This window comes from Amycolatopsis sp. La24 (assembly GCF_029087445.1).
Taxonomy (GTDB): domain Bacteria; phylum Actinomycetota; class Actinomycetes; order Mycobacteriales; family Pseudonocardiaceae; genus Amycolatopsis; species Amycolatopsis nivea.
This window is the reverse complement of the sequence record NZ_JARACH010000016.1, coordinates 75,480-87,961: the sequence shown is the minus strand read 5'-3', so window position 1 is coordinate 87,961 and position 12,482 is coordinate 75,480. Positions and strand designations below refer to the sequence as shown.

At 68.7% G+C, this 12,482-nt stretch carries 12 protein-coding genes; 5 read left to right on the top strand and 7 right to left on the bottom strand.

The features are described 5' to 3' along the window. Positions 1-352 precede the first annotated feature (352 nt). The 3 genes from PUT80_RS17505 to PUT80_RS17495 form a co-directional block, all read right to left on the bottom strand. Entirely contained in the window at positions 353-553 is a 201-nt protein-coding gene (locus tag PUT80_RS17505; protein WP_275292853.1) for a hypothetical protein, read from the bottom strand. A 172-nt stretch (positions 554-725) separates the two neighbouring features. Continuing rightward, positions 726-1,364, bottom strand: a complete 639-nt coding sequence (locus PUT80_RS17500; RefSeq protein ID WP_275292852.1) for a hypothetical protein — start codon at positions 1,362-1,364, stop codon at positions 726-728. A 47-nt stretch (positions 1,365-1,411) separates the two neighbouring features. Continuing rightward, positions 1,412-1,795 carry a hypothetical protein gene (locus tag PUT80_RS17495; RefSeq protein ID WP_238606933.1) on the bottom strand — a complete coding sequence of 128 codons (384 nt, stop codon included), beginning with the start codon at positions 1,793-1,795 and terminating at the stop codon, positions 1,412-1,414. Positions 1,796-2,682: 887 nt separating this feature from the next. Here PUT80_RS17495 and PUT80_RS17490 point away from each other — a divergent pair. From PUT80_RS17490 to PUT80_RS17475, 4 genes are read left to right on the top strand one after another with little or no spacing between them, the layout of a single operon-like run. After that, complete coding sequence (locus PUT80_RS17490) at positions 2,683-3,534, top strand: geranyl diphosphate 2-C-methyltransferase (RefSeq protein ID WP_037813061.1); 852 nt, start codon at positions 2,683-2,685, stop codon at positions 3,532-3,534. Between the two features lie 10 nt (positions 3,535-3,544). Beyond that, positions 3,545-4,642, top strand: coding sequence for a family 2 encapsulin nanocompartment cargo protein terpene cyclase (locus PUT80_RS17485; protein ID WP_275292851.1), 1,098 nt, complete (start codon positions 3,545-3,547; stop codon positions 4,640-4,642). A 49-nt stretch (positions 4,643-4,691) separates the two neighbouring features. Beyond that, a complete protein-coding gene (locus PUT80_RS17480) occupies positions 4,692-6,107 on the top strand; it encodes a family 2B encapsulin nanocompartment shell protein (protein WP_275292850.1) in 1,416 nt (471 codons plus the stop codon). Positions 6,108-6,112: 5 nt separating this feature from the next. Then, the gene (locus PUT80_RS17475) at positions 6,113-7,507 is read left to right on the top strand and encodes a family 2B encapsulin nanocompartment shell protein (protein WP_238606939.1); all 1,395 of its coding nucleotides are present in this window, start codon (positions 6,113-6,115) and stop codon (positions 7,505-7,507) included. Positions 7,508-7,642: 135 nt separating this feature from the next. On the opposite strand, the gene PUT80_RS17470 is transcribed toward PUT80_RS17475, so the two are convergent. Both PUT80_RS17470 and PUT80_RS17465 read right to left on the bottom strand, forming a co-directional pair. Beyond that, entirely contained in the window at positions 7,643-8,179 is a 537-nt protein-coding gene (locus tag PUT80_RS17470; protein ID WP_275292849.1) for a snapalysin family zinc-dependent metalloprotease, read from the bottom strand. A 38-nt stretch (positions 8,180-8,217) separates the two neighbouring features. Then, positions 8,218-8,913, bottom strand: coding sequence for a serine protease (locus PUT80_RS17465; RefSeq protein ID WP_238606941.1), 696 nt, complete (start codon positions 8,911-8,913; stop codon positions 8,218-8,220). Positions 8,914-9,356: 443 nt separating this feature from the next. Here PUT80_RS17465 and PUT80_RS17460 point away from each other — a divergent pair, with 443 nt between their 5' ends. Beyond that, positions 9,357-10,427 carry a S1 family peptidase gene (locus tag PUT80_RS17460; protein WP_275292848.1) on the top strand — a complete coding sequence of 357 codons (1,071 nt, stop codon included), beginning with the start codon at positions 9,357-9,359 and terminating at the stop codon, positions 10,425-10,427. 274 nt (positions 10,428-10,701) lie between these two features. Here the strand turns inward: PUT80_RS17460 and PUT80_RS17455 are convergent, their stop codons facing one another. Together PUT80_RS17455 and PUT80_RS17450 are read right to left on the bottom strand one after the other, a co-directional pair. Further along, positions 10,702-10,899 (bottom strand): MbtH family NRPS accessory protein, encoded by a 198-nt coding sequence (locus tag PUT80_RS17455; protein ID WP_037813453.1) that lies wholly within the window; start codon positions 10,897-10,899, stop codon positions 10,702-10,704. Between the two features lie 20 nt (positions 10,900-10,919). Then, a complete protein-coding gene (locus PUT80_RS17450; protein WP_275292847.1) occupies positions 10,920-12,161 on the bottom strand; it encodes an MFS transporter in 1,242 nt (413 codons plus the stop codon). Positions 12,162-12,482 lie beyond the last annotated feature (321 nt).

Sequence of the window (12,482 nt, the reverse complement as noted above, 5' to 3'; positions counted from 1 at the left end):
CTGCTGGCGAAGCAACGCATGCCCGTCTCGATTCCCTCTCCATGACTGCACCTCCCCCGGGGAGCGACGGAATTCAGGCCGGCTCGACGACCACGACCAGTTCGGCGACTGTGCCGGCGGCAAACACCTCCAGCACCGAGACGGGGACCCCCGAGCTTCTTCCGGATCGGCGCGAGCACCCAGGTGGCCGCGGTCTCCGGTTGGCGGCCACAACTCCCGCGATCGCGACGCGGCCGTCGAAATGTGCGAACCGCTCGCACACAGCACGGACGAGGGGGTGCGGCGCGAGACTTCTCTTCGAGGAAATCGAGAGCATCAGCCGGTCCTCATCGCCATGGATCCCTGAGGGCGCTCAGCCCAGCACGCCGAACATCCGCGTCGGACACGCCGCCACCTGCTCCGCCACCGCCTGATGCAGCTCAGCCGCCAGCAGCGCCACCGTCGGCACCTCGAACACGGTGCGCACCGGCAACCGCTTCCCCGGGAACGCGACCGCCCGGGTCGCCGGCAGCGAATGCCCGCCCGGCTTCCCGCGGTTCCGGCGACGCCGCACGGTCCACCTAGCCGTGGGGCGTCATCGGCAGCTCGCCGAGCCAGGGCCACGACGAGGGCGCCAAGTGCGCGGGCCGCCGGGAGCGCAGAACTCCCGTAGCTCGGCCGCCGAGCCGCCAAATGCGCCGCCGGCACCCGGTCGCCGCCTCGCTCTCGACCAGGACCCCGCAGGGTCAGCTTTTCAGCGGCCGCCGGACCCCGAGCCACGCGCTCCAGCCGAACAATCCGGCCAGCAGCGCCGCCGACGCCGCCAGCAGCGCCAGGTCGACCGGCAACGCGTCCGGGTCCAGCACGTCCGCCCGATGCGGCGCGACGATGCCCGCCCGGTCCTCGACGACGTCGACCTTCTCGCCGGTCTTCATCCGCGCCTTCACCGACAGGTCATCGACCAGCAGCGTGCCGTCCGGCCGGTCGACCCGCGCGGTGCAGGCGGTGCCGCCCTTGACGCGATGGCATTCGGAGGACACCGCGATCGCGCGGTACCGATCGCCGTGCACCGCGACGTAACCGACCGCCGTCACCCCTACGGACACTAGGTAGAACCCGGTCAGCAGGAAACCGCCGACGAGGAACCAGCCGCGTCCGGAAAACATGAACACCGCCGACGTCGCGAGCGCGGCGAGCAGGACCCCGAAAAGCAAGCCCGCCGCGGCCGCCACCGAACTCGAGCTGACGAACCCCACTGCCGCGCCCGCGCCGAGCACCACCACCGCGAGCCAGCACCACCCGGCACGCAGAGCGACGACCCGACCGCTCGCCGCAGCTTTTCCCGGGCCGGAATCCCTTGCCGCAGCAGGCTTTCTCGTGGACACGCGGGAATGATGACACGGCGGACCCGCCGCCGTACGCCGATCGCGGATTACCGGCGCGCGTGCTGCCCCTCGGCCGGAGCCCGGAAGAACGACCGCACCGGCAGGAGCAAGCCCGCCAGCGACAGCACCACGAAGACCACCTGGTGCACGTGGTCTGTCCCAGGCGGCAGCCGGAACACCAGATGCGCCAGCCAGAACACCGGGTAGAACCACAAGGCGAACCAAGCCCACCGTTCTCCGGCACGGAACGGGAACACCGCGATCAGCCCGCCGAACAACCCGAGCCCGGCGGTGGCGAGCGCGTCGGTGCGGTAGAGCAGCGCGTCCCCGGCGGGCGGCGCGATGGCGACCACGATCCCGAACGCGAGGATTCCCGCGCTGACCACGGCGAGGGCGATCCAGCTGATCCGCATCGGGGAGCCACCGTTCATCCGGCGAATTTACTCCGCTTCCGCCGGTTTCGGCCCGCTCAGACCGAAACGGCCCGGCCGGCAAGGCGGGGTTCGCGGTCCGTGCCACGTCCTCCTCCGGCAGCGCACAAGCCAGCCGACGCACCGCCTTCTTCACCACCGCTACCGACATTCCGTGCTCATGCCGTTGATTCCGGTACAGATCGGGCGCCAGCGGAGCCAGCAGCACGTCCGGCGGCGCCTCGTCCTTCGACCTGGCCTCGCGCACCTGCGCCGCCACGAAAACCCGCCAGAACCCGGACACCCCGGTCTCCGCACCCAGCGCCAGCGGCAAGTGCCGCTCCAGCAAATCGATCATCGCGTCGTAAAACGGCACCAGCCGCTCCCTCGACGCGGCACCCGGTCCGAGCCGCGACGGTCCGGACAGCATCGATTCCCGCTGTCGCCGCTCGTGCTCGTCCAGCAACGCGACCGCCACCGCGGCGACGCTGTCGCAGCGCCGGTACAGCGTCCCGCGTCCGACCCGGCCGGGCCGTGCGCGACCGGCCCGCCCCCGGAGTTCCGCGGCCCGGAACCGCTTAGGCCCATCGGGCGTCACCCGTCTGCCGGCATCGTCCACAGGCTGTCGCCTTCCGTCATCCGCCCGTGTCCGCGGCGGCATCGAACGAGGCCCGGCGACCGGCGCGCGAACACCCCGCAGGAGCGGTTTCCTAGGCCAGAAGAGGCACGCCGGACGGCTCCCGCCAGCCCGCGAGTGAATTCCCGCGAATCGTCTTGTCCGGGGAAAAGAATCCTCGCTAGCCTCGAACGCAGAGGGAGAAAAGCCGAGCGCCTCGCGCCGAGACGAAGCGCGCCGGCACAGTTCGCCGCGTGACGGCCGGAAATTGCGGTCCAAAAGGGAGTACATGATGACGTCTGTTGCCCGTCCGGTTGCCCGCACCGCGTATCAGCAGTCGGTCGCCGACTACTGGAACGCCGAAAAGGATCCGGTCAACCTGCGCCTCGGCGACGTCGACGGGCTTTACCACCACCACTACGGCATCGGCGACTACGATCCGTCCGTCCTGGACGGACGCGGGGAAAAACGGGACAAGGCGATCATCGCCGAGATGCACCGGCTGGAGACCGCGCAGTCGCAGTTTTTGTTGCAGCACCTGGGAGACATCGATCCCACCGCCCGGCTGCTCGACGCCGGCTGCGGCCGCGGCGGCACGAGCGTGCAGGCGCACCAGAGGTTCGGCTGCCGGGTGGACGGCATCTCCATTTCCGAGCAGCAGGTCGATTTCGCCAATGAACAGGCCCGGCTGCGGGAAATCGACGATTCGGTGCGATTCCATCTCCGGAACATGCTCGACACCGGATTCGAAAGCGGCGATTTCGCCGGGATCTGGAACAACGAAAGCACGATGTACGTCGATCTGCACGAGCTGTTCGCCGAACACGCGCGCCAGCTCGCGCCCGGCGGGCGATTCGTGACCATCACCGGGTGCTACAACGACCTGACCGGCGGGCGTTCGCGCGCGGTGAGCCAGATCGACCAGCATTACATCTGCAATATCCACGCGCGCGGCGACTATTTCAAAGCGCTCGCCGCCAACGGGTTCGTCCCGATCAACGTCGTGGACCTGACCGAGGCGACCATCCCGTACTGGGAGCTGCGCGAGCAGTCGTCCGTCGCGACCGGCATCGAGGGGCCGTTCCTGACCGCCTACCGCGAGGGCAGCTTCCACTACCTGCTCATCGCCGCCGACCGCGTCTGAGCGGGCCGACATGTCCGGAATCGCAGCGGTCCGGCCCCACCCCGCGCTGGCTGGCCCGGCCGGGCTGGGGACCTCGGCGGCGCGGATCGCGGCCCAGTTCGCGCCGTCGCGCGGGACCGATCCGGCCTACGCGGAGCGGGAATGGGGCGACGGCAGCGCGTCGCCGCTGTACTGCCCGGTCGTGCGCCGCGTCGACGAGCCGCTCGCCGAGGAGGTGGACCGGCGGCTCGTCGCGTGGGCGGAGGACTGCGGGTTCGAGGGCGAGGGGCTGGACCAGATCGCGCAGGCCACGTTCGGCAGGCTGGTGATGCTCGCCCACCCGGACACCTCCGACCCCGACCGGCTGCTGATCGCCGCGCAGCTCAACGCGGTGTGGTGGGCGGCGGACGACTACTACGCCGACGACAGCTCCCTCGGCGCCTCGCCGACCGAGCTCCCGCCGCGGCTGGCGCTCGTCATGGCCGCGATGGACCCGGTCGCGCCCGCGGGCGAGTTCTCCGAGCCGCTGGAGGAGGCGCTGCGGGCCGATCCGATCCGGGTCGGGTTCCGCTCCGCGGTCGACCATCTCGGCAGGCACGGTTCGCCGGTGCTGGTCCAGCGGGTCTGCTACTCGACCTTCGCGATGTTCGTCAGCTGGGACGCCTACGCCGCGTGGCGCCACACCGGCCGCTATCCGCCGGCCTGGGAGTACCTGGCGGCCCGCCAGCACGACAGCTTCTACACGTCGATGACGCTCGTCGACGCGGTCGGCGGGTACGAGCTGCCCGCGCCGTTCTACTACGACCCGCGCGTGCGGGAGGCGATGATGCGCGCGGGCACCGCGACGGTCCTGGTCAACGACCTCCATTCGGTGGCGAAGGACGCGGCCGACGAGAACCCGGTCTGCAACATGGTGCTGCAGATCGCCGCCGACCGGGGCTGCTCGGTCTCCGAGGCGGTCGAGACCACGGTCGCGCTGCACAACCGGATGGTGCGCGAGTTCGAGGAGGGGCACCGCGCCCTGCTCTCGATCCCGTCGCCGGAACTGCAGCGCTTCCTCGCCGGCGTCCGCGACTGGATGGGCGGCGGCTTCGAATGGCACGCCACGAACCCTCGCTACCGATCCTGACCCGCACCCCTGATCCCAGGCTTCGCAACCCAGACAAGGTGGTTTCGCTGTGACTGTCACCGACCCGGTCGACTCCGCGGACGTGGAGGACCAGGAACCCTTGAGCCTAGGCCGCGCGGCGGCGCGGCAGCTGGCCACGACGACGAAGTCCGTGCCGCAGATGCAGGGCATCAGCACGCGGTGGCTGCTGAAGGTGCTGCCGTGGGTCGAGGTGTCCGCGGGCACGTACCGCGTCAACCGGCGGCTGTCCTACACCGTCGGCGACGGCCGGGTCACGTTCGTGACCAGCGGCTCCGAGGTCCGGGTCATCCCGCCGGAGCTCGGGGAGCTCGCGCCGCTGCGCGGATTCGAGGACGAGGAGGCGCTGGCCGAGCTCGCCGGCCGGTTCGAGCAGCGCGAATACCAGCCGGGCGACGTGCTGGCCGAATTCGGCAGCCGCGCCGACCAGGTGTTCCTCGTCGCGCACGGCAAGATCACGAAGGCGGGCGTCGGCGCCTACGGCGACCAGACCGTGCTCGGCACGCTCGTGGACGGCGACTACTTCGGCGAGAACGTGCTCACCACCTCGGACGGGATCTGGGAGTACACCGCCAAGGCGGTCACCGCCGCGACCGTGCTGACGTTGTCGCGTCAGGAATTCGAAGGCGTGTTGAACCGCTCGGATCCGCTGCGCGCGCACCTCGACGCCTTCGTCGCGGGCGGCGGCACGGCCCGCAACGAACACGGCGAGGCCGAGATCGCCCTCGCCGCGGGCCACGACGGCGAACCGCAGCTGCCGGGGACGTTCGTCGACTACGACACCTCCCCGCGCGAGTACGAGCTGAGCGTGGGGCAGACCGTGCTGCGGGTCCACAGCCGGGTCGCCGACCTCTACAGCGAACCGATGAACCAGACCGAGCAGCAGTTGCGGCTGACCGTCGAGGCGCTGCGGGAGCGGCAGGAGCACGAACTCGTCAACAACCCCGATTTCGGCCTGCTGAACAACGCCGACTTCGACCAGCGCGTGCCCACCCGCACCGGCCCGCCGACGCCGGACGATTTCGACGAGCTGCTGTCGCTGGTGTGGAAGGACCCGGGGTTCTTCCTCGCGCACCCGAAGACGATCGCCGCGTTCGGGCGGGAATGCAGCAAGGCCGGGATCTACCCCGGTTCGGTCGACCTCGGCGGCCACCAGGTGCCCGCGTGGCGCGGCGTGCCGATCCTGCCGTGCAACAAGATCCCGGTCACCGAGACCCGCACCAGCTCGGTGCTGCTGATGCGGACCGGCGAACAGTCCCAGGGCGTCGTCGGGCTGCACCAGACCGGGCTGCCCGACGAATACCAGCCGGGCCTCAACGTGCGGTTCATGGGCATCAACGAGCAGGCCATCCTGTCCTACCTGGTCTCGGCCTACTATTCCGCCGCCGTCCTCGTGCCCGACGCGCTCGCCGTGCTGGAAGCCGCCGAAATCGGCCGGGAGGGCTGAGCGCGGTGCCCGTCACGGAACAAACGGACCGACAGGAGCAGCTCTCCCTCGGCGTCAAGGCGGCCCGCACCCTCGCCACGACCACCAAGTCGCTGCCGCAGATGCGCTCGATCACCACGCGGTGGCTGCTGTCGCAGCTGCCGTGGGTCGAGGTGCCCGGCGGCAGCTACCGGGTCAACCGGCGGCTCACCTACACCGTCGGCGACGGCAAGGTGAGTTTCTTCCAGACCGGCGCGCAGGTGCAGGTCGTCCCGCTCGAGCTCACCGAGATCGAGCTGCTGCGCGGCTTCGCCGACGAAACCGCCCTCGGGGCGCTGGCCGACGCGTTCGAACAGCGCGAGTACGAGGCGGGCAGCACACTCGTCACCGCCGGGCAGCCGCTGGACCAGCTCGTCCTCGTCGTGCACGGCAAGGTCACCCGGCACGGCGAGGGGCAGTACGGCGCGGAAACCCATCTCGGCACCGCGACCGACGGCGACCACTTCGGCGGCGAACTCCTCTCCGGGGACGACGCCACCTGGGGGTTCACCGCCCGCGCCGCCACGAGGGTGGTCGCGCTGGCGCTGCCCGCCGGCTCGTACGCCCGGCTCAACGGCAGGCTCGACTCCCTGCGCGCGCACGTCGCGCAGGCCGTGTCCCAGCCGCGGAAACCGCAGAACCGCAAGGGCGAGGCGAACATCGACCTGTCCGCGGGGCACGACGGCGAACCGGTTCTGGCCGGGACGTACGTCGACTACGAGCCCTCGCCGCGCGAGTACGACCTCGCGGTGGCGCAGACGGTCCTGCGGGTGCACAACCGCGTCACCGATCTGTACAACGACCCGATGAACCAGTTCGAGCAGCAATTGCGGCTCACCGTCGAGGCGCTGCGCGAACGGCAGGAACACGAACTGGTCAACAACCCGGATTTCGGCCTGTTGCACAATGCCGATCTCAAATCCCGGATCACCACGCGCACCGGTCCGCCGACGCCGGGCGATCTGGACGAACTGCTCTGCCGGCGCCGTAAAACGCGTTTGTTCCTCGCACATCCGCGGGCGATCGCGGCGATCGGGCGCGAATGCACGAGGGCGGGCATTTACCCGGAGCCGGTCGTGGTGGACGGGAAACGCGTCACCGCGTGGCGCGGGGTCCCGATCCTGCCGTGCGACAAAATCCCGGTCACCGAAGCAGGCACCACGTCGGTGCTCGCGATGCGCACCGGGGAAGACGACGCGGGCGTCATCGGATTGCGGCCGAAAAACCTCGCCGACGAATACCGGCCGGGGTTGAATGTGCGGTTCATGGGCATCAACGACCGCGCGGTGTCGTCCTATTTGGTCAGTGCGTATCACTCCGTCGCGGTTCTGGTGCCGGACGCGCTGGGGATTCTCGACGACGTCGAGGTGGCGCGCGGCTGAGGTGTGCCGATGCTCGCCGGAAGCCGAGGTGCTTCCGGCGAGCATCGGTGTGTCAGCGGTAAATGTGCTTATCTGGCAAGCGGACTCGGTCGTGCAGGTGGTCCGTGCTCGTCGCCTGAGCGAACACTCGCCGGGTCAGCGGTAAATGTGCTTGTCCGGCAACCGAACCGTCGCGAAGCCGTTCGCGAAGTTCGCGCCCACCTGGGCCGACTCCTGGGCGTCGGGCATCGCGTTCTTGCACGTGATCCCCGGGCCGTGGCCGGACATCAGTTCCGAGCAGGGGCCCTCGTAGTGGTCGGGCAGGCCGAGGTTGTGGCCGATTTCGTGGGCGATGATCCTGGTCGGGTCGTTGCCCTCGGCGACCTGCTGGGTGTCGATGTAGATGTCGCCGTTGCCGTGCCCGTCGGTCTGGGTGTAGGAACCGCCGCCGGTGGTTTCGTGCATGATGATGGTCGCGGCGCCGCCGCTGTTGAGGTGCACGTTGTGCACGGAGTTGTTCCAGTTCGCCGCGGCCTGGGTGGCCTCGGCCTGATAGTCGGGCAGACCGCTGGCGTCGTAGTACAGTTCGACCGCGTCCAGCGGCGCGGCCGACGCCGTGCCGGCTCCGGTCAGCGGCAGCACCAAGGCGGCGGCCGCGCCGGCGGCCAGCTGGCCAAAGCGGTGCAGGGTCATGGTTTTTCCTCTCCGCACAAGGGTTTACTGGACAGGGGTCAGCTTCCGATCTGCTGCTGGATCCACGACATGTACTGGGCGATGCCGGTGTAGAGGGTGCTGGTGGCGCATTCGCCGCCGTTGTCGCCGGGGCCGTGGGTTTCGCCTACCAGCGTCCAGTTCCCGGTGGTGCCGACGATCGCCGGGCCGCCCGAATCGCCGTGGCAGGCCGAATGCGAGTAGTCGCCGGAGATGCAGACGTCGCCCGAACCGCCGCCGCCTTCGGCGCAGGCGCTGCTGTCGAGGACCTGAAGGTCGATCTGCTGCAGGGTTTGCGGCGTCTGGCAGTTGGGCCAGCTCGTGCAGCCCCAGCCGAGCAGCCGCGCGCCCGTGCCCGGCGACGGGTTGCTCTGCGCCATCGCGACCGGTGCGGACTGGGCGGGCTGGCTCAGGTGCATCATCGTCAGATCGGTGCCCGGATTGGTGATCACGTTGTCGATCTGGCCGACTTCGCCGGAGTTGATGTCGGTGGAACCGATCCGCGCCTGCGAGGCCTGGCCGCAGTGGTGCGCGGTGATGATCCACTGGGGCGCGACGAGGCTTCCGCCGCAGCCGTTGTCCAGGGACACCATGAACGAGTAGGTTTCGGTGGCGTCGCTGCCTCCGATGATGGCCGGCTGCGCCGCGACCGCCGGTGCGGCCACTCCGAACAAGAGGGCGGCCGCGCCCATCATCGTCAGCAAGATTTTCCGCATCGCTTTCCCTTCCATAGCAGCAAATCCCGCCGATCGCGGGAGTGGAGTTCGGCCGGGATACGGCCGGGGACGACTTCGCGGGCGCCGGGCCCGCGACGGAAACCACAGAGTCCCAGGGCCGCCGGAGTCCGAACACCGTCGAAAGGAGGGATACGACCGGACCTCGAACCGTGCGCGGCGGCACGAACCTCGATTACCGGCATGAACCGAACGCGGAATAAGCTGTTCCGGTTCGGTGTCCGCGCTGTTCAACGAGCCGCTAATGGTTCGGATGCGGCAAGTTCCGTTGAGCGGACGGCACGACCCGCTGACCAGCAAAGCCGAACGGGATTCGCGACTTTCGTGGGTATAAGAGATTGCCAAGCGTCCCTAAACTGCGAATTGCGCACGCATTCGCTGACCGCAGTGCGCCATCGTCCTATTCGCAAGAAACGGAGATGTGCATGATCCCAGCACTCAGTCAAAGACACGGCGGACGCGGCGGTATTGCCTTCGCCGCGGCGGTTCTGGCCGCTGGATCAGTTTTCGCCGCCTCGGGCGTCGCGACCGCCCAGCCCTCGGCGGCCCCGCTGAACGCGAGAGCCGCGACCGCCATGTCCGCCAGCCTCGCGAAATCGCTCGGCGACCGCACCGTCGGCTCGTTCTACGACCAGGCCGGCTCGCGGCTGACAGTCACCGTCACCGACCAGGCCGCCGCCGACCAGGTCCGCGCGGCGGGCGCGACGCCGAAGTTCGTGAAATACCTCGCGTCCCAACTGAAAGCCGTCACCGCGGAACTGGCCCGCACAGCGAGCGTCCCCGGAACCGCGTGGCGTGTCGACCCGCGGACCGGACAGGTGCTCGTCACCGCAGATTCGACGGTCACCGGAGCCAAGCTCTCCCAGGTGACCAACGCCGTCCACCGCTTCGGCGACAAGGCCCGTTTCGCGCAGACGAAGGGCAAACTGCGCCCGCTGATCAGCGGCGGCGACGCGATCTGGGGCCAGGGCCTGCGCTGCTCGCTCGGCTTCAACGTGCACACCTCGAGCGGCCAGGCCGCCATCCTGACCGCCGGACACTGCGGCGTGGCCACCAACGACTGGTGGGCCGACCAGAGCAACTCGCAGCACATCGCCACGACGTCCGCCGCAAACTTCCCGGGCACCGACTACTCGTACGCCACCTACGACGCCGGCGTGGACGCCCCGAGCGCCGTGAACACCGGCCAGCAAATCACCGCAGCGGGCGACGCGACCGTAGGCGAAACCGTCACCCGAAGCGGCTCGACCACCGGCGTACACGACGGCCAGGTCACGGCGCTCGATGCCACGGTGAACTACCAGGAAGGCAGCGTGAGCGGCCTGATCGACACCACAGTCTGCGCAGAACCCGGCGACAGCGGCGGCTCGCTGTTCGACGGAGCCACCGCACTGGGCCTCACCTCAGGCGGCAGCGGAGACTGCAACTCCGGCGGAGAAACCTTCTTCCAGCCAGTCCCCGCAGCACTGAGCGCCTACGGATTGGTTCTTCCGTAAGGCTAATGCCCCTTTTCGCGTACGTGAGGGGAACCCTGAAGGAATCTGATTCCCTCAGGGTTCCCCTCACGTCCCGCAACCGATGCACCCACCGAATCAAGGCACCCACAGCCCCGCAACCCCGATATACAGCCAAAAACACGGCGCGGGGGTGCTTGTCAAGGCATCTTTCCCGCCTTGACAAGCACCCCCGCGCCGTAGTCACAATCAGGCTGAGGGGTGGTGGGCCCCACCGAGGACGCAATGTCGCCGCCAGGCGACGAGCCGCCCGAGATTACTCAGCCGCCATCCTCTCCCGAAGAGAACGAGGCCGCATATCCGTCCACACCTCGTCCACATGCCGCATGCACTCCTCCCGGCTCCCCCTCATCCCATCCCCCCGCCACCCAGCCGGAACCTCCTTGTCCGCAGGCCACAACGAATACTGCTCCTCGTCATTGACCAAAACCTGAAACACACCCTCGTCATCCATCACATATCCCTTCCCACAATTCACTGACCAGAAGACTCTTCAAGCTCACGAACCCGAGGCGCAGCAGGCAACCCCCGCAAAGTCCGGCTGAACGTCGTCACCAAAGTGACCACCGCAATAGACCCAGTACAAGTCAACACAGCAGCCACCGCAGGCAACGCCTCCACCAACCACCCGCCCAACGCAGGCCCGGCAGCAGCAGCCAACCCGCCAGTCACCCCGAGAACTCCCCCGAGCCGCCCGCGCAACCCGTCCGGAGTGGACAGCAACTGATAAGTAGCAATAGCAGTATTAGCCGCAGGAGGCAAAAACGCAACAGCCGCGAACAACGCCCCCATCACATATCCATTGTGGACGAACACGGCAAGCGGCGTCAGCACGGTCAAGGCCCAAAACACCCCGATGACCAACCCATAAGCACTAACCCACCGATGCAGATAAGGCGCGGCCAATGACCCGAGAATCCCCCCAGCCCCCAACATCGCCGCCATCACGCCAATCTCCCCCGACGGCACTCCCCGCTCATTAGCCAGCACAATAATTACCAAATAATAAGCGGAAAAGAACAGATTCAAACTGACCACGCACAACACCGTCGCCCGCAACGGCGGCCGAGTCCACACCCACCGAAGCCCCTCGACGATCTCCCGCCCCAGATGCCTGGCCGGAGCGTCTTCAGCCCGCCCGGGCCCCCGAGGCAACCGCACGAACAACAACGACACAAACGCAAAGACATGCGCGACCACGTCGAAGAGAAACGGCACCGCCCGCCCCACCGCGAAGAGAAACCCGCCAAGCGCAGTCCCGGACAACTGCCCAGCACTAGTCCGCGCAGCATTCATCGCCACCGCCGAAGGAACCTGCTCCTCCACCACCAGCCGCGGCAAACTGGCTTCCTCCGCCGGCTCGAACAAGGCCCGGCTCAACCCCATCACGACGGCCACCGCGACAAGCATCCACACCTCGGCAACGCCCCAGTACAACGCGAGCACCAACCCGCCCGCCGCGACCGCCTGCGCCGCTTCGCACCCGAGCATGATCCGCTTGCGAGGCCACCGATCCACCAACGCCCCCGCGGGCAACCCGGCGACCAGCTGACTGATCGCGACCGCCCCGAGCACCAGCCCCGACTGCGCCGCCGACCCGGTGAGCGCGAGCACCAGCAGCGGAAACGCGATGGTGGTCGTGCTGAACCCGGCCTCGGAGACGACCTGGCCGGTCCAGAGAAGCCGATAGTCGCGATTGCCCGCGATCCCGCTCATGCCCCGCCTCCCGAAGCTCCCTGTGGACGAACCGCACTCGCGCTCCCGGCAACGGAGGGCTCCCTCCGCGGCCAGCCGTCTTGCCCGGCTGTCCGGCTCATCCCTCGGCCCTCCGACAATCAGCGGGCACGGCAGACCGAGCCTTGCAACAGTCCTCGGGGACCAGCCCGCTCATGCCCCGGCGATTAGCGCGCACCACACCCACGGAACCGGCTCGGCAAGGGCGCGTGCTTGGAGACCCGCTCACGACCTACCACCCCGGCAATCCGCCGCAATGGCCTGCAAGACACCCACCGAACCGGACGCCGCGGACCATCCCGC